Here is a 25,584-nt window from a genome sequence, read left to right on the forward strand (position 1 = left end):
GGTCCTCCTAGAAGATCTTCCGGAGCAGCTTCCTCGTCGACTCCGCGTACGGCGGGTAGACGAGCGACGGGTCGGGCCAGGTCGGCTTGATCAGGGTCGGGCGGCGGTGACTGAGGGCCTCGAAGCCCCACTTGCCGTGGTAGGCACCCATCCCGCTGCGCCCGATGCCGCCGAAGGGCAACTGCGGGACGAGGACGTGGAACATGGTGTGGTTGGTGACGATCCCGCCGGTGGCGATCCGGTCCCGGACCGACTCGATCGTCGCGCGGGTGCGGGAGAAGACGTAGGTCGCGAGCGGGCGGGGGCGCGCCTCGACGAAGGCGATCGCCTCGTCCGTCGAGTCGACGGTGAGCACCGGGAGCACCGGCCCGAAGATCTCCTCGCGCATGAGGGCCGAGTCGGGGTCGGGATCGAGGACCACGGTGAGGTCGACGCCCGGACCCGCGAGCTCGCCGGTCCCCGCCGTCGTGACCGTGGTGTCCCCGCCCAGGACCACCCGCCCGCCGTGGTCGGCGAGCAGGCCGCGCACGCGGTCGCCGTGCCGGTCGTCCACCACCCGCATGGCGAGGTCGCCCGCGCGCATCTCGCGGGCCGCGCGGCCGAACTCCTCGAGGAACTCGTCGACGACCGCGCGGTGTACCAGCACGTAGTCCGGTGCGACGCAGGTCTGGCCCGAGTTCATCAGCTTCGTCCAGGCGATGCGGCGGGCGGCGACCGCGACGTCGGCGCTCGCGTCGACGATCGTCGGGCTCTTGCCCCCGAGCTCGAGCGTGACCGGCGTCAGCGTGCGCGCCGCGGTCTCCATGACCTTCGCGCCGACCTCGGGACTGCCGGTGAAGAACACGTGGTCGACCCCGGCGCCGATCAGCTCCTGCGTCTCGGCGGGCCCGCCGGTGACGACCGTGACGGCCTCCGGGTCGAGGTGGCGGGGGACGAGCCGGTGCAGGGCGGCGGCCGTGGCGGGCGCGTACTCGCTGGGCTTGAGCACCGCGGTGTTGCCGGCCGCGAGCGCCGCGACCAACGGCGCGAGCGTGAGGTAGACCGGGTAGTTCCAGGGCCCGACGATCGCGACGACGCCGAGCGGCTCGGGCCGCCAGGTCCCGACGGCGGGTGCAACGCCCAGGGGGACCCCGGTCACCCGGGGGCGGGCCCACCACCCCAGGTACCGGCGGGCGTAGCGCGCCTCCGCGGCGGTGGACGACAGGTCGGCGAGCCACGCGTCGACCGCGGGACGCCCGAGGTCGGCCGCGAGGGCGGCGACGAGCTCGTCCTCGGCCTCGACCAGCAGCCGTTCGAGGGCGGCGAGCTGGGTCCGCCGCCAGCGCAGGGACCGCGTGCGGCCGGAGTCGTAGGCCGCTCGCGCCGTGGTCACGGCCGTGGCCACCGGGGTCGTGGTCGCGGAGCCCCGTGCGGCCGTGTCCGTCGACATCGTTCCTCCTCGGCGTCCTCGCGTCGGCGAGAACACAACGTATAGTGCGTTACGGTCGGCGATCAAGACCGTGGAGAAGGAGCCCGGCATGTCCCGCACGGCGTCTCCCGAGACCTACTTCGCCGCCGCGATGCGGCTCCTCGCGGGCCCGGGCCTGCCGGCCCTCCGGATCGGCCGGCTCTGCCGTGAGGTCGGCGTGACCAGCGGCAGCTTCTACCACCACTTCGGCAACTGGGACGGCTTCGTCGCGGCCCTGCTCGAGCACTGGTCCCAGGAGGAGGTGGATCGGATCGTCGAGCTGGTCCGCCGCGAGCCCGACCCGGTCGGGCGGGTCGAGCTGATGAAGCGCCTGGCCCTGACCGTGCCGCACGCCGCGGAGACCGCGATCCGCCGGTGGGCGGGCACCGACGAGCTCGTCGCCGCCGCGCAGCAGCGGGTGGACGACCGGCGGCGCGAGGCGCTCCGCGAGGTCCTCGGCCCGCTGCTCGACGACGACGCGCTCACCGCGACGCTCGCCGAGGTGGCCCTGAGCCTGCTCGTCGGCCACCAGCAGCTCCACCACTCCGGCCCGTCCGTGGGCCTCGGCGCGCAGCTGGACCAGTTCGAGATCCTGGTGCGTTCGCACGCGACCGCGGCGCTGGAGCGCCGGGTCCGCGGTTAGCGGTTCAGCTGGATCGGTAGCGACTTCACCGCGTTGACGAAGTTGCTGGTCAGCCGGTTCGGCTCCCCGACCTCGAAGTCCGGCGCCGCCGTGAGCAGGCGCCGCCAGATCTCGCGCAGCTGGGTGCGGGCCAGCATGTTGCCCATGCAGAAGTGCGGACCGCCCCCGCCGAAGCCCTGGTGCGGGTTGGGGTCGCGGCCGACGTCGAAGCGCAGCGGGTCGGCGAACACCTCGGTGTCGCGGTTCCCGGACTCGTAGAACATGACGACCTTGTCCCCGGCCGCGATCCGCTGCCCCCGGAGCTCGGTGTCCTCGGTGGCCGTCCGGCGGAACGTCAGCACGGGCGAGGCCCAGCGCACCATCTCCTCGACCGCGGTGGGCATCAGCCCGTCGAGGTCCGCCGCGAGGCGCCGGCGCTCGTCGCGGAACTCGGTGAGGGCGACGGCGGTGTGGGCGATGGTGTTCCGGGTGGTGTCGTTGCCCGCCACGGAGAGCAGCACGAAGAAGGCGCCGATCTCCTCGTCGGTCAGCCGCTGCCCGTCGACCTCGGCCTGGACCAGGTTGGTCATCAGGTCGTCACGCGGGTCGCTGCGGCGCTCCTCGGCGGCCTGCAGGCCCGCTCCGAGCAGGGTGAACATGGCCTGCCCCATGAGGTCCAGCGGGTCCTCGACGCCGTGCGCCGCCCGGACCTCGGGGTCGTTCGCGGCCACGAGCAGGTCCGCGGCCTCGGCCAGGGAGTCCTGCTGCTCCCCGGACACCCCCATCATGTCGTAGATCATCATCATCGGGAGGCGACGGCAGACGAGCTGGACGAAGTCGCCGTCACCGTGCTCGAGCAGCTCGTCGACGATCGTGGCGGCCCGCGTCGCGATCGTGTCCTCGAGCTTCGCGATCCGCTTCGGGGTGAAGGCCGAGCCGACGATCTTGCGGAGCTGGGTGTGCCGCGGGGAGTCCATCGCGAGGAAGGACTGGCTCGCCTCGAGCAGCTCCTCCGGCGCGTCCTGGAACTGCACGCCCTGCCCCGAGCAGAACAACGCGGGGTTCTTCGAGACGGAGGCGATGTCCTCGTGGCGCACGAGGGCCCAGAAGCCGCCCTCGCCCTCCGGCGTACCCATCACGCCCTCGGGCGCCGGGTGCCAGGTGACCGGGCGCTCGCGGCGGAGCTCCGCGAAGCTCTCCTCCCGCTCGGCGGTCGACCGCGACCAGAACTCGAGCGACGACAGGTCGAGCGGGTCGCGCCCGGGCCGGTCGGGGGCAGCAGCGGCGGCGGTCATGGTGGTGTCTCCTCGCGTCCGTCGACGATGGCGGGCCCCCGCCGCGAGGTCGTGGTGGCGGGGCGACGGGGGCGCCGGCGGGCGGTGCCGCCGGTCAGTCCTGCAGCGAGAGCGCCTCGGTGGGGCAGGCCTCGCAGGCCTGCCGGAGCTCGTCCTCGCGCCCCTCGGGCACCTCGGTGAGGTGCAGGGTCAGCGACCCGTCGTCCTCGACCTCGAAGACGTCCGGGGCGACGGACTCGCACATGCCGAGTCCGCTGCACTTGTCGTAGTCCACGACGATCTTCATGGCTGGGGCCCTCCCGTTCGCGACGACGACGTCGAGCCGACCGTAACATGCTCTACGCTACGGGGGCGAGCGACGTCACATCTCGGCTCTGTACCCAGGAGGCCGCCACGGAAGCGCCCGGGCCGCGCCCGATCGGGGCGACCCGGACGACGCGGGAGTCAGGAGCCCTGGCCGCCGTACTGCGCGCGCAGGTCCTTCTTGAGGATCTTCCCGGTCGCGTTGCGCGGCAGGGCGTCGACGACGTCGACCGAGCGGGGGCGCTTGAACCCCGCGATCCGCTCCCTGGTCCAGGCCACGAGCTCGTCGGGGTCGATCGACTGGCCCTCGTTCGCGACGACGACGGCCTTGACCTCCTCGCCCCACTTCTCGTGCGGGACGCCGATCACGGCGACGTCCGCGACGGCCGGGTGCTGGGCGACGACGTTCTCCACCTCGATCGGGTACACGTTCTCCGCGCCGGTGACGATCATGTCCTTGATCCGGTCGGTGAGGAACAGGTAGCCCTCGTCGTCGAGGTAGCCGCCGTCGCCGGTGCGCAGCCAGCCGTCGGCGGTGAGCGCCTTCTCGGTCTCCTCCGGGCGTCGCCAGTAGCCCGCGGTCACCTGCGCGGAGCGGATGTACACCTCGCCGATCTCGTTCGGCCCGACCGCCTGCTCGTCGACGACGACCTTGAGCTCGACCCACGGGTAGGCCTTGCCGGCCGAGCGCATGAGGTGGGCGCGCGGGCCGTCCGGGTCGTGGTCCTCGGGGTCGAGCTGGGTGATGGCGCCGGTGGTCTCGGTGGCGCCGTAGACCTGGAAGAGCGGGGCCTTGAACGTCTCGAGCACCCGGTTCAGCACCGCACCGGTGATCGGGGAGGCCCCGTAGGCCACGGCGCGCAGGCGCGACCAGTCGCGGTCGGCCGCCCCCGGCACCGCACACAGCATCTGCAGCACCGCGGGGACGAGGAAGGCGTTCGAGACGCGCTCGCGCTCCATGGTGTCGAGCAGCTGGTCGGGGACGATGTCGGCGACGAGCACCGTGCGCGCCCCGAACGCGAGACAGACGAGGGCGAAGCCCGACCCGCCGATGTGGAACAGCGGCATCGCACACAGCCCGACCGAGTCGTCGTCGAAGCCCCAGTGCCCGCCGACCGAGAGCAGCGCCGCGAAGTTGCGGTGGGAGAGCAGCACGCCCTTGGCCCGCCCGGTGGTGCCGGAGGTGTAGAGCTGCAGCACCGCGTCGTCGTCGGTCGCGTCCGACGACGGCTCCACGCGCTCGGTCAGGCCGTCCACCCAGCCCTCGTAGTCCTCGCCGACGACGAGAACCTTCCGGTCACCGAGCTTCTCCCGCAGCCCCGCGAACTCCGGACCGAGCACGACGAGCCCCGCCTCGGCGTCCTCCGTGAGGTCGATCAGCTCGGCCGGGGTGAGCCGCAGGTTCAGCGGCGCGACGGCGGCGCGCACCGCGGCGGCGCCGAAGAGGAGCTCGAAGAAGGGGATCGCGTTCTTGCCGATCCACACCACGCGGCCGCCCTCGCCGAGACCGAGGTCGCGCAGGCCGCCCGCGACCCGGGCGGACCGCTCCTCGAGCTCGGCGTAGGTGAGGCGGTCGTCGCCGGCGGCCAGGGCGACCCGGTCGCCGTGCTCCCGGGCGTGGTCCCGGACGACGTCGGTCAGGCGGAACGGGGCGGACGCGGTCACGTCGTCTCCTCGAGCGGGGGGAAGCGGACGAAACGGGTGTCCGGTGACTGCCGACACACCGCGAGGCGGCACGCTAGCCGGACGCGCGGAGAGCAGGGAAGGACACGTAGGAGTCAGGCTTGACTGTTACCGGTCGGTCCGTCCACGCTGTGGGTGGCTGTCCGCCCTGAGAGGAGCTTGCTCGTGGAGCGCACGATCTTCACCGACGAACACCACGCGTTCCGGGAGATGGTGCGCGACTTCCTGGAGAAGGAGGTCGCGCCCCACCACGAGGAGTGGGAGGCCCAGGGGCACGTCAGCCGCGAGGTGTGGCTGCAGGCCGGCAAGACCGGCCTGCTCGGCCTCGACGTCCCGGAACGCTTCGGCGGTGGCGGCTCCGACGACCTGACGTTCCTGTGGATCCTCTCCGAGGAGATCGCCCGCGGCGGCTTCTCCGGCCTCGGCTTCCCGCTCGCCAACGACGTCGTCACGCCCTACCTCACCGAGCTGACCACCGAGGAGCAGAAGGAGCGCTGGCTGCCGCGCTTCTGCTCCGGCGAGATGATCACCGCGATCGCGATGACCGAGCCGGGCACCGGCTCCGACCTGCAGGGCATCCAGACCCGCGCGGTCCGCGACGGCGACGAGTGGGTCATCAACGGCGCGAAGACCTTCATCACCAACGGCATCATGTCCGACCTGGTGATCGTGGTCGCGAAGACCGACCCCGACGCCGGGTCGAAGGGCTTCTCGCTGATCGCGGTCGAGCGCGACACCCCCGGGTTCGAGCGGGGCCGCAACCTCGACAAGATCGGCATGAAGGCGCAGGACACCGCGGAGCTGTCGTTCACCGACTGCCGCGTGCCCGCCGGCAACCTCATCGGTGAGGAGGGGCAGGGCTTCATCTACCTGATGCAGAACCTGCCCCGCGAGCGGCTCTCGATCGCCATCGCCTCGACCGCCGGCGCCGAGAAGGTCCTCGAGGACACGATCGCGTACGTCAAGGAGCGCACCGCGTTCGGTCGCCCGATCGCCTCGCTGCAGAACACGCGCTTCGTCGTCGCCGAGCTGACCACCAAGCTCGCCGTCACCCGCGCCTTCGTCGACCGGTGCATCACCGAGCTGAACGCGAAGAAGCTCGGGCCGGCCGAGGCCTCGATGGCCAAGTACTGGGCGTCGGAGACCGCCAAGGAGGTCATCGACCGGTGCCTCCAGCTGCACGGCGGCTACGGCTACATGCGGGAGTACCCGGTGGCCAAGGCGTTCCTGGACAACCGCGTCCAGACGATCTACGGCGGGACCACCGAGATCATGAAGGAGATCATCGGGCGGATCACCCTCGCCTGACGGGTCAGCCCCGACCGTTTCTCTCTCCAGCACCGGGAAGGACACTGCAGTGAAGATCGGGATGAGCCTCGCCTACAGCGGCGAGGGGTTCCGCGAGACCGTCGACCAGCTCGTCGAGCTGGAGAAGGCGGGCCTCGACGCGGTCGCGGTCCGCGAGGCGTACACCTTCGACGCCATCAGCCAGATCGGCTACATCGCGGCCCGCACCGAGAACCTCGAGCTCGCCAGCGGGATCATCCAGATCTACACCCGCACGCCGTCGCTCACCGCGATGACGGCGGCCGGGCTGGACTACGTGTCGAACGGGCGGTTCACGCTCGGGATCGGCGCCAGCGGCCCGCAGGTCATCGAGGGCTTCCACGGCATCAAGTACGACGCCCCGCTGGGCCGGACCCGCGAGATCGTCGACATCTGTCGGCAGGTCTGGCGCCGGGAGAAGGTCCAGTACTCGGGGAAGTACTACGAGGTGCCGCTGGCCCCGGAGAAGGGCACCGGCCTGGGCAAGCCGCTCAAGCTGATCAACCACCCGGTGCGCGAGGACATCCCGATCCTGCTCGCCGCGCTCGGACCGAAGAACGTGCAGCTCGCCGCCGAGCTCGTGCAGGTGTGGGAGCCGCTGTTCTTCCACCCCGGCAAGGCGCACGAGGTGTGGGGCGAGTCCCTCGCGGCCGGGAAGGCGAAGCGGGCGCCCGAGCTCGGGGAGCTGGGCATCTCGACCGCGGTCGGCCTGGCGATCGGGTCGGGCGCGGGCGCGATGCTCGACCGGGTGAAGCCGACCGTCGCGCTGTACGTCGGCGGCATGGGCGCGAAGGACAAGAACTTCTACAACCAGCTCATGCAGCGCTACGGCTACCTCGACGAGGCGGAGGAGATCCAGGACCTCTACCTCGCCGGGAAGAAGGACGAGGCGGCCGCGGCGGTGCCCGACGAGCTGGTGCACGCGATCTCGCTGGTGGGCACCGAGGACGAGGTCGCCACGCAGCTCAAGCAGTTCGCCCAGGCCGGGGTCACGCAGCTCAACATCATGCCGCTCGACCCCTCGCACGAGGCCGTGAAGTCGCAGCTGGAGACGCTCAAGTCGCTGGTGTAGCGGCCTCACCTCCGTGGCAGGAAAGCGTCGTTGCTGTCATCTGATGACAGCAACGGCGCTTTCCTGTCACCGGGAAGGCCCTGCCTCAGGCCGACCAGCGCGGGTCCCGGCCGGACACGGCGACCAGCCGGTCCAGCGCGGGGGCGTCGTCGGGCACCGGGACGCGCGGCGCGAACGGTCTCCCCTCGCCCTGGTAGTCGTCGGTGAGCATCATCGGCGCGAAGGCGAGCGACGCCTCGAGCCCCTGCTCGTCGGGGGACCACGGCCGGCCGAGCGCCACCGCCAGGTCCCAGCCGTGCACCTGGTACTCCCAGAGGATCATCGACAGCGCCATGTCGCCGGGCATGGCCGCCTCCCCCAGGGACAGCGGGCGGTCCGCCGCACCGCCCGCGAGCGCCTGGTCGAGGGTCGCCGCCGCCGCGCGGATCGCCTCGGCGCGGTCGCCGTCGACGCTCGTCGGACCTGCGGGGGCCTGCCCGTCCGGATCGGCGTAGCCGGCCGCGAAGGTCGTCGACCACCCGACGACGTGGTCGGTCAGCGCCGTGACGTCGAAGTCGGTGCACGGGGTCGGGGCGTGCCACCGGTCGCCGTCGATGCCGTCGACCAGGGCGGCCAGGTCGGTGAGCACGGCGTGCAGCTGCTTCCGGGTGTCGGTCATGGGCACCAGCCTGGCCGGGGCACCCGTCGTCGGGATTGAACTTCCGCGACATCCCGGGCGGCGGACCGACGGGGCGGTGGACACTGGCGCGATGACCGGCCCGGCCCCCGTGGACCGCGACAGCCGCGGCATCCTCGACCCCTGGCTGCTGCAGCAGCGGGTGTCGTTCACCCGCCACGCCGTGCCGCCCGGCCTGCACGGGATCGTCGACTTCGTGTGGGCCGTCCGCTGGGTGCTGCCGCCCGGCGGCAACCACCGCCAGGAGGTCCTCCCGCACCCGTCGCTGAACGTCTCGGTCGGCACCCCGGACGCCCGCACCGGCCGGACGGCCCCGGAGGCCCTGCTCAACGGCGTGTTCCTCGACCTGATCGACCGCGAGCTCGCCGGGACCGGGTGGACCGTCGCGGCGAAGTCCACGGTCGGCGGGTTCGGGGCGCTCGTCGACGACGTCTCGACCCTGCGCGACCGCGTCGTCGAGGTGGACGTCGTCCCCGGACTCGAGGCGTCGACGCTGCTCGCGGACATGGGAGCCGACTCCGACGACGCCACGGCCGCGGAGCCGGCGCGCGTCGCCGTGCTCGTCGAGGCCCTGGAGGGCGCACTCGCGCGGGCCGCCCCGGGCCGGGTCGAGCAGGCCCGTGAGGTGGCCGCGGTCGCGCGCATCGCCGAGACCGACCGCGAGGTGCGCCGCCTCGAGGACCTGGCGATCCGCTCCGGGATCGGCGCCCGGAGCCTGCAGCGGTCGTTCGCCCGCTGCGCCGGGGTGTCGCCGACCTGGGTGCTGCGCCGCTACCGGTTGCTGGAGGCCGCGGAGGCGGTGCGGGACGGGGCCCGGGTCCGCTGGCCGGAGGTCGCCGCGGCCCTGGGCTACGCCGACCAGGCCCACCTCGTCCGGGACTTCCGGTCGGCGCTCGGCCGCACCCCCGAGGCCTATGCGCGAGCGGTGCGCCGGGCCCGCTGAGGGATCAGAGCAGCAGGGCCCGGCAGAGCTGCTTCCACTGGGCGACGTGCGGGTCGGTGGCCGCCTCGCGGGGGTCGAAGCCGTAGGTCAACGCGACGCCGCGCATGCTCGTGAGCAGCATCTCCCGCACCATCGGGTAGTGCTCGTGGTCGGCGTACGCCGCGAACACGGCGTCGAGGGTCTGTCGGATGGCGGCGCCGAGCCGGCGCTCGGCGGGCAGGAGCGCCGCGGCCAGCGCCGGGTCGGTCCGGGCCGCGGTCCACAGCTCCACCGAGGCCCAGAAGTAGGGCTGCTGATAGGTGACCCACATCTCGTCGACGACGCGGTCGAGCCGCCCGACCGGGTCGACCGCGGGGTCGGGCAGGACCGCGGCGGCGAGCCCGTCGGCCGCGAAGCGGGTGGCCGCGAGGTGCTGCGCGGCGGCGACCAGCAGCGTCTCCTTGGACGGGAAGTGGTGCAGCAGCCGCCCGCGGGACACCCCGGCCCGGGCCTGGATGGTCAGCGTGGTCGTGCCGGTGTAGCCCGACTCGACCAGGCACGCGACCGCGGCGTCGAGGATGCGCACCCGGCTGTCGGAGGTCCGCTGCTCGCGGGAGCGACGCACGGTGGCGCCACGCCGGGGGCCGGTCTCGGCGGCCCCGGACGTCGACGGTGCGGCACTCGCCCCGTTCCCTGCAGCCATGCGGTCCTCCCCTCGGCGACGCAGCAGCGACAGATCGTCGCCGACCGTACGCCTGACGGTCAACGTTGACCGTCAGTGCGGCGTGGCCGGGCCGGTCGGCACGGAGGCGCCCTCCCCCGCGGCCCTACCGGTCGGTAGCGTCACCGGGCACCCCGTTGACACCGGCCACAAACAGTCCATCATGACTGTCAGGAGCACGGAGCGACGCCCGGTGCTCGACGCCGTACGAAGGGACTCCACCCGTGACCGAGGCATTCATCTACGACGCCATCCGCACGCCGCGCGGACGGGGCAAGGCGACCGGGTCCCTGCACTCGGTGAAGCCCGTCTCGCTCGTGGTCGGCCTGCTCGACGAGCTCAAGGCGCGCAACCCCGAGATGGACGTCGAGCAGATCGAGGACGTCGTCCTCGGCTGCGTCTCCCCGGTCGGCGACCAGGGCGGCGACATCGCCCGCACCGCCACCATCGCCGCCGGTTACCCCGACACCACGGGCGGCGTGCAGCTCAACCGCTTCTGCGCCTCCGGCCTCGAGGCCGTGAACCAGGTCGCGCAGCGCGTCGCCTCCGGCTGGGAGGACCTCCTCATCGGCGGCGGCGTCGAATCGATGTCGCGCGTGCCGATGGCCTCCGACGGCGGCCCGTGGGCCATGGACCCGGAGACCAACCTCAAGACCGGCTTCGCCCCGCAGGGCATCGGCGCCGACCTGATCGCCACCCTCGAGGGCTTCTCCCGCGAGGACGTCGACGCGTACGCGCTGGAGTCGCAGACCCGCGCCGCGAAGTCCTGGGCCGACGGCGCCTTCGACCGGTCGATCGTGCCCGTCAAGGACCGCAACGGCCTGACGATCCTCGACCACGACGAGCACATGCGTGAGACGACGATGGAGGGCCTCGCGGGCCTCAAGCCGTCGTTCGCCGGCATCGGCGAGATGGGCGGCTTCGACGCCGTCGCGCTGCAGAAGTACCACTGGGTCGAGCAGATCAACCACGTCCACCACGGCGGCAACTCGTCGGGCATCGTCGACGGTGCCGCCCTGGTGCTCGTCGGCTCCGAGGCCGCCGGCAAGAAGAACGGCCTGACCCCGCGGGCCCGCGTCGTCGCCACCGCCGTCTCCGGCGCCGACCCGACGATCATGCTCACCGGCCCGACGCCCGCCTGCCACAAGGTGCTCGCGAAGGCCGGGCTCACGGTCGACGACATCGACCTGCTCGAGATCAACGAGGCCTTCGCCGCCGTGCCGATGAAGCTCATGAAGGACCTCGGCTTCCCGCACGAGCGCACCAACGTCATGGGCGGCGCCATCGCGCTGGGCCACCCGCTCGGCGCCACCGGCGCGATGATCATGGGGACGATGGTCGACGAGCTCGAGCGCCGCGACCTGCGCCGCGCCCTCGTCACGCTGTGCATCGGCGGCGGCATGGGCGTCGCCACCATCATCGAGCGCGTCTGAGCCCGCCCCACCACCTCGTAGCGAAGGAGCACGAAGAGCAGTGAGCGACAACATGTTCCGGTGGGAGCAGGACGGCGACGGCATCGTCACGCTGACGATGGACGACCCCGACTCGTCGGCGAACACCATGAACGCCCGGTTCGGCACCGACCTCGAGGCGACCCTCGGCCGTCTCGAGGCCGAGAAGGACTCGATCACGGGCGTCGTGCTGACCAGCGCGAAGAAGACCTTCTTCGCCGGCGGCAACCTCGAGGACCTGCGCAGCTACGGTCCGTCGGAGGCCCAGAAGGCCTACGACCAGTCGCAGGCCATCAAGACCGCGCTGCGCCGCCTCGAGACCTTCGGCCGGCCGGTCGTCGCCGCCATCAACGGCGCGGCGCTCGGCGGCGGGCTGGAGATCGCGCTGGCCACCCACCACCGCATCGCCCTGGACGCCAAGGGCTCCAAGATCGGGCTCCCCGAGGTCACCCTGGGCCTGCTGCCCGGCGGCGGCGGCGTAGTCCGCACCGTGCGGCTGCTCGGGATCGCCGACGCCCTGCTGCAGGTCCTGCTGCAGGGCCAGCAGCGCAACCCGAGGGCGGCGCAGGAGGCGGGCCTCGTCGACGAGGTCGTCGACAGCCCCGAGGAGCTGATCACCAAGGCCAAGGAGTGGCTGAAGGCCAACCCCGAGGCCGTGCAGCCCTGGGACGTCAAGGGCTACAAGATCCCCGGCGGCACGCCGTCGGTGCCGAAGTTCGCCGCGAACCTCCCCGCGTTCCCGGCCAACCTGCGCAAGCAGCTCAAGAACGCCCCGATGCCGGCGCCGTACAACATCATGTGCGCCGCGGTGGAGGGCTCGCAGGTCGACATCGACAACGCCGCCAAGATCGAGTCGCGCTACTTCGCCGACCTCGTCGTCGGGCAGGTCTCGACGAACATGATCAACGCGTTCTTCTTCGACCTGCAGTCGATCAACAAGGGCGGCTCCCGCCCCGACGGCTACGAGAAGTACACCGCGCAGAAGGTCGTCGTCCTCGGCGCCGGGATGATGGGCGCGGGCATCGCCTACTCGTGCGCCGTCGCGGGCATCGAGGTCGTCCTCAAGGACGTCTCGCTCGCCAACGCCGAGAAGGGCAAGGACTACTCGAAGAAGATCCTCGACAAGGCGGTCTCCCGGGGCAAGCAGACCCAGGAGAAGGGCGACGCGATCCTCGCCCGGATCACGCCGACCGAGAAGCCCGAGGACGCGCAGGGCGCCGACCTCGTGATCGAGGCCGTCTTCGAGAGCCCCGACCTCAAGAAGAAGGTCTTCGCCGAGATCTACCCGTACCTCGCCCCGGACGCGGTGCTCGGCTCGAACACCTCGACGCTGCCGATCACCGACCTCGCCACCGGCGTGGAGCGGCCCGAGGACTTCGTCGGCCTGCACTTCTTCTCGCCGGTCGACAAGATGCCGCTGCTGGAGATCATCTCCGGCGAGAAGACCTCCGACGCCACCCTGGCGAAGGCCGTCGACATCGCCCTGCAGATCCGCAAGACCCCGATCGTCGTCTCCGACTCGCGCGGGTTCTTCACCAGCCGCGTCATCGGCACGTTCATCAACGAGGCCGTCGCCATGCTCGGCGAGGGCGCGGCGCCGGCGGCCATCGAGCAGGCCGGGTCGCAGGCGGGCTACCCCGCGCCGCCGCTGCAGCTGATGGACGAGCTGACCCTCACGCTGCCGCAGCACATCCGCGAGGAGACCCGCAAGGGCGTCGAAGCCGCGGGCGGCACCTGGGTGGGCCACCCCTCGGACGCGATCGTCGACCGGATGGTCGAGCTCGGCCGCAAGGGCCGCTCCTCGGGCGCCGGCTTCTACGAGTACGACGAGGCCGGCAAGCGGACACGCCTGTGGACAGGACTCGCCGATGAATTTCATGGCGCGACGGACTCGGACGGCCTGCCGTTCGAGGACATGAAGGAGCGGATGCTCTTCGCCGAGGCCCTCGAGACCGTGAAGTGCTTCGACGAGGGCGTGCTGCACACCGTCGCCGACGCCAACATCGGCTCGATCATGGGCATCGGCTTCCCGGCGTGGACCGGTGGCGTGGCGCAGTACATCGACGGCTATCCGGGCGGCCTGCCCGGCTTCGTCGAGCGGGCCCGCATCCTCGCCAAGGGCTACGGCGACCGGTTCACCCCGCCGGCGTCGCTGGTCGAGAAGGCGGAGAAGGGCCAGAACTTCCGCGACTCGATCGGCTGATCGGCCCAGCACCACCCTGAGCGAACGGCACTCTCGCGCACATAGATGCTGCGAGGGTGCCGTTCGTTCGTTCCGGGGTGGAACACTTCCGGTCAGCGCTGACTGTCACTAGGGTGCACGCCATGGGTGTCCTGGACGGCGTGAAGGTGATCGAGGTGGCCGGCATCGGCCCGGGCCCGTTCGCGGCGATGCTGCTCGCCGACCTCGGGGCCGACGTGCTCCGTGTCGACCGCACCAAGGCCGGCGGTCTGAAGCTCGGCGACCCCGCGAAGGACGTGCTCAACCGCAGCCGGCGCTCCGTCGCCCTCGACCTGAAGTCCCCCGAGGCCGTCGAGGTGCTGCTCGACCTCGTGGCGGAGGCCGACGTGCTGCTCGAGGGCTTCCGCCCCGGCGTGGCGGAGCGCCTCGGCATCGGGCCGGACGTCTGCCACGAGCGCAACCCGCGCCTGGTCTACGGCCGGATGACCGGCTGGGGTCAGGACGGCCCGCAGGCGCAGCGCGCCGGCCACGACCTGACCTACCTCGCGACGGCGGGCGTGGTCGGGCACGTCGAGGGCCCCGACGGCTCCCCGGGCATCCCGATGAACCTGGTCGGGGACTTCGGCGGCGGCGGCATGCTGCTCGCGGTCGGTGTGCTCGGGGCACTCGTCGAGCGGGGCACCAGCGGGCGGGGCCAGGTCGTCGACGCCGCGATCGTCGACGGCGGCGCCCTGCAGATGGCCATGATCTACGGGATGCGCGCGCAGGGCCTCTGGCCGGGCGGTCGCGGGCGGAACCTGCTCGACGGCGGCGCCCCGTTCTACGAGACCTACCGCTGCGCGGACGGGAAGTATGTCGCGGTCGGCGCGATCGAGCCGCAGTTCTACGCCGCGCTGATGTCCGGGCTGGGGCTCGACGGCGAGGACATCGCGACGAACCAGTGGGACATCTCCCGCTGGCCCGAGTTCACCGCGCGGCTCGCCGAGGTGTTCGCGGGTCGCAGCCGCGACGAGTGGGCCGCCGACCTCGAGCCGACCGAGGCCTGCGTCGCGGCGGTCCTGGAGATGGAGGAGGCCGCGGAGCACCCGCACATCGCGGCCCGCGGCACGATCACCGAGGCGTTCGGGGTGCGCCAGCCCGCCCCGGCCCCCCGCTTCGACCGCACCCCCAGCGCCGCGCCGACGCCCCCGCCGGTGCCCGGCCAGCACACGGTCGAGGCGCTCACCGGGTGGGGCCTCGACGCCGACCGCGTGGAGAAGCTGCTCGCGGCCGGGGTGGTCGCCCAGGCCTGATCCGTCTCGTCGGGCGTGATCCGTCAGGGGGATGGCACGATCACCGCGACGACGGCGACGGGGGGACGGACGTGATCGGTCCGAGGACGTTCGCGCGGGCCCTGACGAACGTCCGGGACCGGGTGATCGAGGGTCCCCTCGCCGACCTGCGGCGGATGCCGCGGGTCGCGATCGACACCGGCCCGGCCGACCCGGACGCGTGGGCGGTCGGGCGGGCGCACGGGCTCGCCCGCTCGGGCCAGGTCAGCACCTATCGCTACGCCGTCCACCCCACCGCGCGTCTGCGGGGCGCCCCCGTACTGCTGGTGTCACCGCTCGGGGCCTGCGGGGTGGCGTTCGACCTGCGGCGCGGGTGCAGCCTCGTCGAGCACCTCGTCGGCGAGGGGCGCCACGTCCACCAGGTCGACGACGAGGACCTGGTCGGCCACGACGCCCCGGTCGCGGCGTCCCCGGCCGACCTCGCCCGCTGGGTGGAGGACATCCTCCCGCACGTCGTCCGCACCGTCTCCGCGCATCACGACGGCGCCCCGGTGCACGTCGTCGGGTGGTCGATCGGTGGTCTGGCGACGCTGCTCGCCGCCGCCGACGACCCGGCCCTGCCGATCGCCTCGGTGACCGCGATCGCGACGCCGTTCGCCCTCGACCAGGTGCCCGAGCGGGTCCCGGTCCGCCCGCTCGCGCTGGCCGCCGGCGGGCCGGTGCTCGCCACCACCCAGACCCTGCTCGGGCTGCTGCCCACCCTGCCTGGCATCCCGCCGGCGCTGTCGGTCGCCTCGGTCGGCACGTTCCTCACCACCCCGCTCACCGTGCTCTCGCACCTGGCCGACCGGGACTTCCTCGCCCAGCTCGAGGCCATCGACGACGTGCGGGCCGTCGTCGGCGCGCAGGCCGGCCTCGTCGGGTCGTCCTTCCACGCGATGGTCGACGGGCGGGAGCTCGCCGCCGGGCGGGTCCACGTCGCGGGGCACGAGATCGACCTCGGCGCGCTCGCACGGCCCGTGCTGCTCGTGGCCGGGGAGGACGACACCGTGGTCCCGCCCCGCTCGGTCCGGGCGGGCTCCACCGTGCTGGCCTCCGCGGACGCGTCGTTGATGACCGCCCCGGGCGGACACCTCGGTGTCCTGTGCGGTCGGGCGTCGCGCGACCGGCTCTGGCCCGCGCTGTGCGCCTTCCTCGACCGCCACGACCCGCCCGCGCCGATCGAGTCCGGCCTGCCGTCGACCCGGCCGCGTCGGGCCTCCCGACGTCCGCTGCCCGCCGTCGGGAAGACCACGGGCACCCCGGAGTCGAGCCCGGATCCCGCCCCCGCACCGGCCGCGCGAGCGGGGCGACGGCCTCGGCCCGCGCCGAAGCGGGCGACGCGCACCCGCGGCCGGGACTGACGACGACTCGTCTACGCTCGCGATCGTGGTCACCCTCCGCGAGGCCCGTCGCGACATGGGCTGGTCGCAGACCGCGGCGGTGGCCCGGCTCCGGGCGCTCGCCGAGGCCGGCCGGGTGGACGTGGCCTCGGCCGCGAGCCTGAAGACCCAGCTGTCCCGCTGGGAGAACGGCACCGTGCCCGAGGAGCCCTACCGCACCCTGCTCGCCGAGCTCTACGGGCGGGACCTCGCCGACCTCGGCATCGACGTCACCCCGCACTGGGAGCGCAACCACGAGCTGCCCGGGCTGCTCGTGGAGATCCGCGACGAGCTGCGGGCGATCCGGGAGCTGCTGGAGAAGGGCTGAGACGCCGGACGCCCGCCCGGACCGGGAGGTCCGGACGGGCGTCCGTGGGCGGTGCGTGCGCTCAGGAGCGGGGACGCTCGACGGAGTGCAGCGGCGGGTAGTCCTCGTCGTCGGAGGCGAGCAGCAGGCTCAGCGCTCCGACCGACAGCGTGCCGAGGGCGAGGACGGCCTCGGAGGTGAGGTCCAGGACGTCGGCCAGTGGTCGTAGCGGGGCGGTCAACAGGGTCACGCCTCGGTGCCTCCTGCACGGATCGGGGGTGGTCGGCGGGCGTGGCAGTGGCCGCCGCGGACGCACCCCATCGTGTCGGACAGGGCCCGTCCTGGCCAGACCGGCCGGACAGAGTTCACACCCGTGTTTCAGAACGGTGCGACGAACGGGCTCTTTCGTGCGACGGATGGCCCCGAACGTCCGTTCGGCGGTAACCCACGGCTTCCGGACGGCGCCCGAGGCGGTCCGGCTCGTAGGGTCGCCGTCGTGCGCTTCCGCAAGCTGGGATCCAGCGACCTGCAGGTGTCCGAGATCTCCCTCGGCTCCTGGCTGACCTATTCCGGCGGGGTCGAGGCCGACGCCACCGCCGCCTGCACCCGCGCCGCCTTCGACGCCGGCATCACCTTCTTCGACACCGCCAACGTGTACGGCCGCGGCGCCGCCGAGACCGCCTGGGGCGACATCCTCGCCGACTACCGCCGCGACGAGTACGTGCTCGCGACGAAGGTCTACTTCCCGATGTCGGACACCGACTCCGGCCTCTCGCCCGCGCAGATCGCGAAGCAGATCGACGCCTCGCTGCAGCGTCTGCGCACCGACCACGTCGACCTGTACCAGTGCCACCGGTTCGACTCCCGGGTGCCGATCGAGGACACGATGGAGGCGCTCGCCGAGGTCGTGCGCGCCGGCAAGGCCCGCTACCTCGGGTTCAGCGAGTGGACCCCGGACCAGATCCGAGCCGGGCTCGAGGCCGCGCCGGACGACGTCACCTTCGTCTCCTCGCAGCCGCAGTACTCGATGCTGTGGCGCTCGCCGGAGGACGGGGTCTTCCAGACCTGCGCCGAGCACGACATCTCCCAGATCGTCTGGTCACCGCTGGCCGAGGGCGTCCTCACCGGGAAGTACCGGCCCGGTGAGGAGGTCCCGGTCGACTCGCGCGCGGCGTCCGACGAGATGAACGGCTTCATCAAGCAGAAGCTCACCGACCGCACGCTGGAGGCGGTGCAGCGGCTGCGCCCGGTCGCCGACGGCGCGGGCCTGTCGATGGCCGAGCTCGCCCTGGCGTGGGTGCTGCGCCGGCCCGAGCTCGCGTCGGCCATCATCGGCGCGTCCCGGCCGGAGCAGGTCCACGCGAACGCGAAGGCGGCCGGGATCGAGCTCTCCGCCGACACCCTCGCGGCGATCGACGAGGCCCTCGGCGACGTCCCCGTCACCTCGTTGCAGCTCGGCCCGGGCGCGTCCGCGGAGATCACGCACCGGTCCTGAGCACCTCCGGTGCAAGCAATGCGTCACTGCTTGCACCCAGAGACAGAGAATCCGGCACCGTGACTCACCGCGTCGACGGTGCCGGATTTTCTGGCGCTCGATGCAAGCAGCGACGCATTGCTTGCGCTCAGCGCGGCATCCGCCGCCACACCGGGGCCGGGAGCACCCGCATCACGGCGGCGAGCAGGCGCAGCCGCCCGGGCACCCAGACGACGTCCCGACGACGCGCCAGCCCGTCGGCCACGGCGTCGGCGACCTGGTCCGGGGTGGACGACAGCGGCGCCGGCGACAGGCCGCTGTCCGCCGTCATGCGGCCGATGACGAAGCCGGGCCGCACCACGGTCAGGTGGACGCCCGACCCGCGCAGGGCGTCCGCGAGCCCCGTCGCGAACCCGTCCAGGCCTGCCTTCGCCGAGCCGTAGACGTAGTTCGCTCGCCGCACCCGCCAGCCGGCGATCGAGGAGAACACGACGATCTCGCCGCTCCCCCGCGCCCGCATCCGTGCCGCGACCCGCGTGAGCACCCCGACCTGGGCCGCGTAGTCGGTGTGCACCACGGCGAGCGCGTGGTCGGCGTCGACCTCGGCGCGCTGCTGGTCGCCGAGCACGCCGAAGGCCACGATCACGACGTCGGGCGGGCCGAACTCCCGCTCGACGCGGTCGAGGACCGCCTCGTGCCCGGCGAGGTCGTCGGCGTCGAACTCGACGGTGCCCACCCGGGCGGCCCCGAATGACGCCACCTCCCCGCCGAGGGTGTCCGCGCGGCGGGCGGCCAGCACCACGGTGGCGGCGCGGCCGTCGGCGACGAGGCGGGCCGCCAGGGCCACCCCGATCTCGCTGCGGCCGCCGAGGACGAGCACGGTTCCGGACACGGGCGCAGAGCGTCGCAGGAGCGCCGGGCAGGGCCTAGCGTGGGGGCCCCGACCCGAGGAGATCCGCGTGAAGCTCGTGACCGCGCTGGTGCGGCCCCACGCCCTCGACGGCGTCCGCCGGGCCTGCGAGCGGCTCGCGGTGCTCGGCATGACGATCAGCGAGGTGCGGGTCCACGAGGCCGGGCACGTCCAGGTGCACAAGGGTGCGCGGATCGCCGTCGACCTGGTGCCGCGGCTGCGGATCGAGACCGTCGTCGACGACGACCTCGTGGAGCGGCTGATCGAGCAGATCCGGGCGAACCTCGGCGACGCGGACGGGCAGCTGTCGGTGCGGCCGGTCGACCTCGTGCTGCGCGTGCGGACCGGCGAACGCGGTCACGACGCGGTCTGAGACGCCGTGTGAGGGTGGCCCCGGGGTCACAGGGGGGCGTGCCCCGGGGCCGGTGCCGGCCGCGGGGGGCACGACCGACGCGTCGGAGATTACGCGAGCTGTCCAGGCCCGGAGGACCCGGTTCGCGACACCGAAATCGACACTGGTCGACGACCGGCCCGGGAGACGCGGAACCCCCGCCCACGAGCGTGGACGGGGGTTCCGGGTGGCGGGTGAAGGATTCGAACCTTCGAAGCTTTCGCGACGGATTTACAGTCCGCTCCCATTGGCCGCTCGGGCAACCCGCCGGGATGCCGCCTCGCCGGACGGCGACGAGAAGACTACAAGCCGGTGCGCCCCTGGGGTGCACCCGGGGGGTGGGTGTAGACCGGACCCGACCCGCCGTCGTCAACCCCTCGAGGAGGAGCCCCGGATGGCGAACCCGTCGTTCGACGTCGTGAGCAAGGTGGACCGCCAGGAGGTCGACAACGCGCTCAACCAGGCGGCGAAGGAGCTCTCGCAGCGCTACGACTTCCGCGGCACCGGCACCTCGATCGCGTGGGCCGGCGAGGAGGCCATCACGATCACCTCGGAGACCGAGGAGCGGTGCACCGCGGCCATCGACGTGTTCAAGGAGAAGCTCGTCCGGCGGGACATCTCCCTGAAGGCCTTCGACGTCGGCGAGCCCTCGGTGTCCGGCAAGACCTACAAGGTCACCGGGAGCCTCGTGCAGGGCATCTCCAAGGAGAAGGGCAAGGAGATCACCAAGGTGATCCGGGACGAGGGCCCCAAGGGCATCCAGGCCCAGATCCAGGACGACCAGCTCCGCGTCACCGGTAAGAAGAAGGACGACCTGCAGGCGGTGATCTCACTGCTCAAGGGCCAGGACTTCGGGATCGCGCTGCAGTTCACGAACTACCGCTGACTCGCCGCCCGGACCCGGGCCGCAGACCCGGGTCACCTCACGGTGAACGACTCGGACTCGGTCGTGTCGGCGACCGACACCCGCCACTGGTAGCGCCCGGGCTGCAGCGGAAGGGCCGGGAAGTTGAGTGCCATGGCCGCGTCGAGCGGGGACCCGTGGGCGATCCCGGGCGGTCGCCCCACCTCGAGATCGGCCTCGGCACGCACGGGTTGAGGAACCTTCGGGCCAGCCAGCTCGACCGTCGAGCCATCCGCGTCGAGCAGTTCCACCACGATGTGGAGCTGCTGATTGGCACGATCCCAGGGCACCTTGATCAGCAACGCCACGGCCTGAGGCATCGTGGGCGAGTTCGTGATCGACCAGCCGGCCCCGAGCATGTGCAGGGTGCCCTGGGACGAGTCGGCCGCTGCCGACTGACACAAGATGAGCTTGACGTCGACCGGAGAGGCCATCGCCCGACAGTAGCGCGAGCTAGATGCTCCGCTTGGCGTTCCCGACCAGCTCCGACGTGACCGCGACGGGGTCCTCGAGGTCGAAGTGGACGAACTCGGTCCGGCCCCGGCTCAGGGGACCGGTCACGCCCTGTTCTCCCTCGTCGAAGGCAGCGAGCAGCTCGTCGACCGGCTCGTCGTCCTCGTAGAAGTCGCCCTGACCGTGCACACGACCACTATGCCTCGCCTCGACGTCCCGTGAAGTACGCGCTTCCCAGATTCCACTCGTCCTCGTGCGGTGGACCTACCGGGTAGAGGACGATCAGCGCCTCGCGACCGGGGATCGCGGTCGTGACCAGTGCACGGCGTCCCCGCTCGGCGTGCTCGTCCCAGGCGAGCCTGAGGCCTGGGACACCGACGACGGCGAGGCGTACCTCGTCGGGCTCGATGTCATGGCTCTGCATGATCTTCGCAGCGGTACGCGGGCTGATGTTGATCAGCGCCACCCAGATGCGAGCCACACCGGGCGACGCCAGGTCAGTCGGTCCGGACCCGGACGCGCTTCGTGTGCACCGGACGATCCCGACGAGGAGGCAGGTAACACAAGTTCCACTCCGGGCGAATCGTCAGTATCCGCACCGGATCGCCCGAGGAGCCCACGTGACCGACACCCGCCAGCCGTTCGAGCAGCAGCCCGCCGACGGCTCGGCAGCGCCGTATCGGCCGACGTACGGCCAGGGACACCCGACGCCGGCCGGAACGGGCGGGTTCGGCTACCCCCAGGGTCCCTACGGTCCGCCCCAGGGTCAGTGGGCGCCGCCGCACCAGGGCCAGTGGGTTCCTCCCCAGCAGGGTGCCTGGGGACCTCCGCCCCAGCAGCCACAGCCGAGGAACTCGCTGGCGATGCCGGCGCTGATCCTCGGCATCATCACGCTCGGGCTCTCCCCACTGCCCTTCCTCAATCAGGCCGGCATCCTCGTCGGAATCATCGGTGCGGGTCTCGGCGTCGCGGCCGTGGTGATCGGTGTGCGCCGGCGCGTCCGCGTCGTCATGGCTGCCATCGGCCTCGCTCTCTCGATCCTCGGCATCATCTCGGCCGTGGCGTTCACCGAGGCGTTCGTGAGCAGCCTGAACAGCATCGGGTCGAGCTCGTCGTCGGGACCGGCCGTTCCTGCTCAGTCCGTCGGTGGCACCGAGGAGTCCGCCGCCGTCACCAGTTACACGCTCTCGATCACCGGCTCGGCTGCGAAGACCTCGATCAACTGGAGCGTCGACGGCTCGTCCGGGTCGGCCGGGCAGTCGACGAAGGTGCCGTGGACCAAGGTCATGTCCGTGGGCAGCGAGTCCTTCCACACGGCGACCGTCAGCGCCTACACCTATCCCGGCACCGACGGCGACCTCACCTGCACCATCACCGACCAGACCGGGCGTGTCCTCGACACCAAGTCGGCGGCCTCGCAGGGCGGTGAGTACGGCTCCGCGTCGGTCAACTGCTCGGCCTACGGCTCCTGACGCACCGCCCGGACCCGGGCCGCCTCCCGCGTGAGGTGGTCCCGTTCGGCGACGCTGCCCGCCGCCCGTGCGGCCGTGGCGTAGAGCTCCGCGGCGGCGTCGAGGTCCCCGGTGCGCTCGCGCAGGCGGGCGAGCACCGCGGTCCGGCGGGGGACGTCGTCGGGAACCCCGTCGAGCGCCGCGAGCCCGGCGTGCGGGCCGTCCGCCTCGCCCACCGCGACCGCCCGGTTGAGCCGCACCACGGGGGTGTCGGCGAGGGCCAGCAGCTCGTCGTACCACTCCACGATCTGCGGCCAGTCGGTCTCCTCGGCGCTCGGGGCGTCGGCGTGCAGGGCCGCGATCGCCGCCTGCGCCTGGTACTCGCCGAGCCGGTCGCGGGCCAGCGCGGTCTGCAGCACCGCGACGCCCTCGGCGATCAGCCCGGTGTCCCAGCGGCTCCGGTCCTGCTCGGCGAGCGGGACCAGCCGGCCGCCCGGCCCGGTGCGCGAGGCCCGGCGGGCGTGGTGCAGCAGCATGAGCGCGAGCAGGCCCGCGACCTCCGGTTCGGCGGAGAGCGCCGTCAGCTGCCGCGTCAGGCGGATCGCCTCGGCCGCGAGATCGACATCGCCGCCGTAGCCCTCGTTGAACACGAGGTACAGCACGCGCAGCACCGTCGTGAGGTCACCGGGGCGGTCGAGCGGCAGGCCCGCGAGCTTCTTCTTCGCCCGGCTGATCCGCTGGGCCATGGTCGCCTCGGGGACGAGGTGGGCGTCGGCGATCTGCCGGGTGGTCAGCCCGCCGACCGCCCGCAACGTCAGGGCCACCGCGGCGGACACCGGCAGCGTCGGGTGGGCGCAGAGGAAGTACAGCCGCAGCGTGTCGTCGGCGCCGGACACCGTCTCACCGGGCGGCTCGGCGTCCACCGCGTCCTCCCGGTCGCGCCGGGACGCCTCGGACCGCACCGCGTCGAGGAACCGGCGCCACGCGGCCGCGACCAGCCAGCCCTTCGGGTCGCGCGGTGGGTCGTCCGGCCACGTGTCGAGCGCGCGGATCAGCGCCTCCTGCACGGCGTCCTCGGCCGACGCGAAGTCCGCGCCGCGCCGGACGAGGACGCCGATCACCGCGGGTACGAGCTCCCGCAGCAGGGAGGGGGTCACTCCTGCCCCGGCACACCGGTGAGCATCGGCCGCACCTCGAGCCACTCGTCGATCGGCTCGCCGCCCGCGCCCGGGGCCGCGGACAGCTCACCGGCGAGCTCGACCGCCCGGTCCCACGAGTCGACGTCGATGATCATCCAGCCGGCGATCAGGTCCTTGGTCTCCGCGAACGGGCCGTCGGTGACCGGGGGCCGTCCCGCACCGTCGGCGCGCACGAAGGCGCCCCGCTCTGCGAGCGCCTGGCTGTCGACGAACTCCCCGGTCTCGCGCAGCCGGTCGGCGAAGTCGCTCATGTACTGCATGTGCGCGTCGACCTCCTCCGGCGTCCAGCGGTCCATCGGGGGCTGGCCGTGCACGGGGGTCGGGCCACCGCGGTAGTGCTTGAGCATCAGGTACTTCACGGCGATCTCCTCGCTGGTGTAGGAGCGGCCCGGGCGGCCGCTCGCACCCCGGGGACGGAGCCGCCGGCCGCGTCTCGACATCCGGCGCGAGAAAATATCGGACGCCGTCAGTGCCGGACGAGCACCGGCACCGGCGCCGGGGCGGCCGAACGCGCCCGGGCCCACAGGTGGCCGGGGTCGGTCCCGAGCCGCTCGAGCACGTCCACCGCGGTCGACGTCGGGTGGGTGAGGACGGCCGCGAGCAGCTGCGCGGCGTCGACCCGCCCGCCCGCGGCGTCCCGGGCCGCCACGGTCAGCGCGGCGGCGGCGCCGGGACTGAGCGGCAGCGGCGCGCCGTCGGGCGGACGCAGGGGCAGCAGGCCGCGCACCCGGTCCGGGTCCACCCCGGCGAGCAGCGGGTCGCCGCTCTCCCGGCCCTCGCGCACGAGGCCGAGCAGCAGGTGTGCGGTGCCGATCGTCCCGGCGCCGAGGGCGAGGGCCTCGGTCCGAGCGAGGTCGAGCGATCGCGAGGAGCGGGAGGTGAGGCGCATGGCGACCACCCTCGTCGTCGGGAAGGCACCGTTGCCTCCGGTGAAACCCTGATCTCACCAGGGGGAACAGCATGTACCTCTTACCGGGGGTAGCCGTTACATGCTGTATAGGGTTACCGTGCGTCGCACATACCTGGCGACGGAGGTGGCGCGGTGACCCGACGACAGCAGGACTACGGCTTCTTCGGTCCGGACTCGGTGACCTGGAAGGTCTGGGGCTATCCCACCTCGATCGTGCTCGGGTTCCTCCGGGCCGTCGTCATCGAGGAGCTCGACCCGCACCTGGTCGCCTCGGTCGACCAGTCCGGGCAGGTCAAGCAGCGACCGCGGCTGCGCTACGACCGGACGATGCAGTACTTCGCGACGGTGAAGTTCGGTGACGCCGAGTCCGTCCTGAAGGCCTCGGACACGCTGGTGAAGATCCACTCGCGGGCGATCGGGCACGACCCGGTGACCGGCGGGACCTACGACGCCAACGACCCCGCCTCCCAGCTCTGGATCCACCTCACCGCCTGGCACTCGATCCTCTACACCTACGAGGTGTTCGGCCCGGGGAGGCTCACGCCGGACGAGGAGGCGCAGTACTGGGAGGAGTGCGCGCGGGCCGCGGAGTTCCAGACGATCGACCCCGCCGACGTGCCGCGCTCGCGCGAGGGCGTCCGCGCCTACTTCGCCGCCTACCGGCCGCGCCTGGTCGGCTCCGAGGTCGCGCAGGACATGATGGACTTCCTGCTCGACAGCAGTACCACCGTCGTCCCGGACCGGACCCCCGCCCTGCTGCGGTTCGTGTTCAACGCCGTCGTCCGCCGCGCGGTCATCGCGACGATGCCGCGCTGGATGCGCAAGCTCGGCGCCACCGGGCAGTCGGGCTTCACCGACCGGGTCGCGATCGCCCTGACCCGACCCGTCGTGCGGCTCGTGGCGGCCAGCAAGCACGTGGAGATCTGGGCCCTGAAGCTGGCCAGCCCGCGGACGGTGCCGATCCTCGAACCGGTGCTGCGGGGGACGCGGCCGGTGAACCCGGTGGTCCGGGAGCCCGCGGAGGCCCGCGCCGCCTACGGCGTGGTCGATCCGCGCACGCAGTACGCCGAACTGCTCGCCGCCCGGTCCGCCCAGGCCGGGCCCGCGCCCTACCCGTTCCACCACCGCGAGGAGCTGGTGCCGTTCCCGGCGTGAGCCGAGCCGTGGGCGCGGTTCCCCGGGACCGCGCCGCC

28 protein-coding genes and 1 tRNA gene are annotated in these 25,584 nt (G+C 72.6%); 14 read left to right on the forward strand and 15 right to left on the reverse strand.

The genetic code is table 11. The features are described 5' to 3' along the window. Positions 1-7: 7 nt before the first annotated feature. Complete coding sequence (locus tag ACQPYX_RS27470) at positions 8-1,429, reverse strand: aldehyde dehydrogenase family protein (RefSeq protein WP_433800451.1); 1,422 nt, start codon at positions 1,427-1,429, stop codon at positions 8-10. Between the two features lie 88 nt (positions 1,430-1,517). Between ACQPYX_RS27470 and ACQPYX_RS27475 the strand changes: the two genes are divergently transcribed. After that, complete coding sequence (locus ACQPYX_RS27475; protein ID WP_230756039.1) at positions 1,518-2,090, forward strand: TetR/AcrR family transcriptional regulator; 573 nt, start codon at positions 1,518-1,520, stop codon at positions 2,088-2,090. Here the strand turns inward: ACQPYX_RS27475 and ACQPYX_RS27480 are convergent. The 3 genes from ACQPYX_RS27480 to ACQPYX_RS27490 all read right to left on the reverse strand — a co-directional run bounded on the left by ACQPYX_RS27480 (position 2,087) and on the right by ACQPYX_RS27490 (position 5,332). Then, positions 2,087-3,364, reverse strand: coding sequence for a cytochrome P450 (locus ACQPYX_RS27480; RefSeq protein WP_433800452.1), 1,278 nt, complete (start codon positions 3,362-3,364; stop codon positions 2,087-2,089). The genes ACQPYX_RS27475 and ACQPYX_RS27480 overlap by 4 nt on opposite strands. Before the next feature lie 94 nt (positions 3,365-3,458). Continuing rightward, the gene (locus tag ACQPYX_RS27485; RefSeq protein WP_230756044.1) at positions 3,459-3,650 is read right to left on the reverse strand and encodes a ferredoxin; all 192 of its coding nucleotides are present in this window, start codon (positions 3,648-3,650) and stop codon (positions 3,459-3,461) included. A gap of 158 nt (positions 3,651-3,808) precedes the next feature. Next, positions 3,809-5,332, reverse strand: a complete 1,524-nt coding sequence (locus tag ACQPYX_RS27490; protein WP_230756046.1) for a long-chain-fatty-acid--CoA ligase — start codon at positions 5,330-5,332, stop codon at positions 3,809-3,811. A 183-nt stretch (positions 5,333-5,515) separates the two neighbouring features. On the opposite strand from ACQPYX_RS27490, the gene ACQPYX_RS27495 reads away from it, so the two are divergent. Together ACQPYX_RS27495 and ACQPYX_RS27500 are read left to right on the forward strand one after the other, a co-directional pair. Beyond that, positions 5,516-6,658 (forward strand): acyl-CoA dehydrogenase family protein, encoded by a 1,143-nt coding sequence (locus ACQPYX_RS27495; RefSeq protein ID WP_308286169.1) that lies wholly within the window; start codon positions 5,516-5,518, stop codon positions 6,656-6,658. Between the two features lie 49 nt (positions 6,659-6,707). Then, on the forward strand, positions 6,708-7,748 hold the full coding sequence (locus tag ACQPYX_RS27500; RefSeq protein ID WP_433800453.1) for an LLM class F420-dependent oxidoreductase: 1,041 nt from the start codon (positions 6,708-6,710) through the stop codon (positions 7,746-7,748). An 85-nt stretch (positions 7,749-7,833) separates the two neighbouring features. On the opposite strand, the gene ACQPYX_RS27505 is transcribed toward ACQPYX_RS27500, so the two are convergent. After that, entirely contained in the window at positions 7,834-8,406 is a 573-nt protein-coding gene (locus tag ACQPYX_RS27505) for a TIGR03086 family metal-binding protein (protein WP_433800454.1), read from the reverse strand. A gap of 91 nt (positions 8,407-8,497) precedes the next feature. Between ACQPYX_RS27505 and ACQPYX_RS27510 the strand changes: the two genes are divergently transcribed. Further along, positions 8,498-9,367 (forward strand): helix-turn-helix domain-containing protein, encoded by an 870-nt coding sequence (locus ACQPYX_RS27510; protein ID WP_433800455.1) that lies wholly within the window; start codon positions 8,498-8,500, stop codon positions 9,365-9,367. Positions 9,368-9,371: 4 nt separating this feature from the next. On the opposite strand, the gene ACQPYX_RS27515 is transcribed toward ACQPYX_RS27510, so the two are convergent. After that, positions 9,372-10,049 carry a TetR/AcrR family transcriptional regulator gene (locus tag ACQPYX_RS27515; RefSeq protein ID WP_433800456.1) on the reverse strand — a complete coding sequence of 226 codons (678 nt, stop codon included), beginning with the start codon at positions 10,047-10,049 and terminating at the stop codon, positions 9,372-9,374. Positions 10,050-10,291: 242 nt separating this feature from the next. On the opposite strand from ACQPYX_RS27515, the gene ACQPYX_RS27520 reads away from it, so the two are divergent. From ACQPYX_RS27520 to ACQPYX_RS27540, 5 genes are all read left to right on the forward strand, one after another. Next, positions 10,292-11,500: an acetyl-CoA C-acetyltransferase gene (locus ACQPYX_RS27520; RefSeq protein WP_230756057.1), complete on the forward strand. Its 1,209-nt coding sequence runs from the start codon at positions 10,292-10,294 to the stop codon at positions 11,498-11,500. Between the two features lie 52 nt (positions 11,501-11,552). Next, positions 11,553-13,721 (forward strand): 3-hydroxyacyl-CoA dehydrogenase NAD-binding domain-containing protein, encoded by a 2,169-nt coding sequence (locus ACQPYX_RS27525; RefSeq protein ID WP_433803815.1) that lies wholly within the window; start codon positions 11,553-11,555, stop codon positions 13,719-13,721. Between the two features lie 122 nt (positions 13,722-13,843). Beyond that, on the forward strand, positions 13,844-14,992 hold the full coding sequence (locus tag ACQPYX_RS27530) for a CaiB/BaiF CoA transferase family protein (protein WP_230756061.1): 1,149 nt from the start codon (positions 13,844-13,846) through the stop codon (positions 14,990-14,992). 71 nt (positions 14,993-15,063) lie between these two features. After that, a complete protein-coding gene (locus ACQPYX_RS27535; protein ID WP_230756063.1) occupies positions 15,064-16,374 on the forward strand; it encodes an alpha/beta fold hydrolase in 1,311 nt (436 codons plus the stop codon). A 25-nt stretch (positions 16,375-16,399) separates the two neighbouring features. Next, a complete protein-coding gene (locus ACQPYX_RS27540) occupies positions 16,400-16,720 on the forward strand; it encodes a hypothetical protein (RefSeq protein ID WP_230756065.1) in 321 nt (106 codons plus the stop codon). A 61-nt stretch (positions 16,721-16,781) separates the two neighbouring features. Here ACQPYX_RS27540 and ACQPYX_RS27545 read toward each other — a convergent pair whose 3' ends face one another. Continuing rightward, positions 16,782-16,949 (reverse strand): hypothetical protein, encoded by a 168-nt coding sequence (locus tag ACQPYX_RS27545; protein WP_230756067.1) that lies wholly within the window; start codon positions 16,947-16,949, stop codon positions 16,782-16,784. Positions 16,950-17,195: 246 nt separating this feature from the next. On the opposite strand from ACQPYX_RS27545, the gene ACQPYX_RS27550 reads away from it, so the two are divergent. After that, a complete protein-coding gene (locus ACQPYX_RS27550) occupies positions 17,196-18,194 on the forward strand; it encodes an aldo/keto reductase family protein (RefSeq protein ID WP_433800457.1) in 999 nt (332 codons plus the stop codon). Positions 18,195-18,321: 127 nt separating this feature from the next. Here the strand turns inward: ACQPYX_RS27550 and ACQPYX_RS27555 are convergent, their stop codons facing one another. Further along, entirely contained in the window at positions 18,322-19,065 is a 744-nt protein-coding gene (locus tag ACQPYX_RS27555; protein ID WP_433800458.1) for an SDR family NAD(P)-dependent oxidoreductase, read from the reverse strand. A 67-nt stretch (positions 19,066-19,132) separates the two neighbouring features. On the opposite strand from ACQPYX_RS27555, the gene ACQPYX_RS27560 reads away from it, so the two are divergent. After that, positions 19,133-19,456, forward strand: coding sequence for a P-II family nitrogen regulator (locus ACQPYX_RS27560; protein WP_433800459.1), 324 nt, complete (start codon positions 19,133-19,135; stop codon positions 19,454-19,456). 206 nt (positions 19,457-19,662) lie between these two features. On the opposite strand, the gene ACQPYX_RS27565 is transcribed toward ACQPYX_RS27560, so the two are convergent. Next, positions 19,663-19,743, reverse strand: a tRNA-Tyr gene (locus ACQPYX_RS27565). Between the two features lie 125 nt (positions 19,744-19,868). Here ACQPYX_RS27565 and ACQPYX_RS27570 point away from each other — a divergent pair. Then, positions 19,869-20,360, forward strand: coding sequence for a YajQ family cyclic di-GMP-binding protein (locus ACQPYX_RS27570; protein ID WP_230759380.1), 492 nt, complete (start codon positions 19,869-19,871; stop codon positions 20,358-20,360). A 32-nt stretch (positions 20,361-20,392) separates the two neighbouring features. Here the strand turns inward: ACQPYX_RS27570 and ACQPYX_RS27575 are convergent, their stop codons facing one another. From ACQPYX_RS27575 to ACQPYX_RS27585, 3 genes are read right to left on the reverse strand one after another with little or no spacing between them, the layout of a single operon-like run. Further along, complete coding sequence (locus tag ACQPYX_RS27575) at positions 20,393-20,812, reverse strand: DUF6941 family protein (protein WP_433800460.1); 420 nt, start codon at positions 20,810-20,812, stop codon at positions 20,393-20,395. A 19-nt stretch (positions 20,813-20,831) separates the two neighbouring features. Next, positions 20,832-21,020, reverse strand: a complete 189-nt coding sequence (locus ACQPYX_RS27580; protein ID WP_433800461.1) for a hypothetical protein — start codon at positions 21,018-21,020, stop codon at positions 20,832-20,834. A gap of 7 nt (positions 21,021-21,027) precedes the next feature. Next, positions 21,028-21,312, reverse strand: coding sequence for a hypothetical protein (locus tag ACQPYX_RS27585; RefSeq protein WP_433800462.1), 285 nt, complete (start codon positions 21,310-21,312; stop codon positions 21,028-21,030). Positions 21,313-21,451: 139 nt separating this feature from the next. Between ACQPYX_RS27585 and ACQPYX_RS27590 the strand changes: the two genes are divergently transcribed. Further along, on the forward strand, positions 21,452-22,303 hold the full coding sequence (locus ACQPYX_RS27590; RefSeq protein WP_433800463.1) for a hypothetical protein: 852 nt from the start codon (positions 21,452-21,454) through the stop codon (positions 22,301-22,303). On the opposite strand, the gene ACQPYX_RS27595 is transcribed toward ACQPYX_RS27590, so the two are convergent. The 3 genes from ACQPYX_RS27595 to ACQPYX_RS27605 form a co-directional block, all read right to left on the reverse strand. Then, complete coding sequence (locus ACQPYX_RS27595) at positions 22,291-23,439, reverse strand: RNA polymerase sigma factor (RefSeq protein ID WP_433800464.1); 1,149 nt, start codon at positions 23,437-23,439, stop codon at positions 22,291-22,293. The two genes, ACQPYX_RS27590 and ACQPYX_RS27595, sit on opposite strands and share 13 nt — an antisense overlap. Next, positions 23,436-23,828: a YciI family protein gene (locus ACQPYX_RS27600; RefSeq protein WP_433803816.1), complete on the reverse strand. Its 393-nt coding sequence runs from the start codon at positions 23,826-23,828 to the stop codon at positions 23,436-23,438. Before ACQPYX_RS27600 ends, ACQPYX_RS27595 begins: the two co-directional genes overlap by 4 nt. A 119-nt stretch (positions 23,829-23,947) precedes the next feature. After that, entirely contained in the window at positions 23,948-24,370 is a 423-nt protein-coding gene (locus ACQPYX_RS27605; protein WP_433800465.1) for a Clp protease N-terminal domain-containing protein, read from the reverse strand. A 153-nt stretch (positions 24,371-24,523) separates the two neighbouring features. On the opposite strand from ACQPYX_RS27605, the gene ACQPYX_RS27610 reads away from it, so the two are divergent. Next, complete coding sequence (locus tag ACQPYX_RS27610; RefSeq protein WP_433800466.1) at positions 24,524-25,546, forward strand: oxygenase MpaB family protein; 1,023 nt, start codon at positions 24,524-24,526, stop codon at positions 25,544-25,546. The last annotated feature ends 38 nt before the right edge of the window (positions 25,547-25,584 follow it).

The sequence above is a fragment of the Actinomycetospora sp. CA-084318 genome (assembly GCF_050955885.1).
In the GTDB taxonomy this organism is placed as follows: domain Bacteria; phylum Actinomycetota; class Actinomycetes; order Mycobacteriales; family Pseudonocardiaceae; genus Actinomycetospora.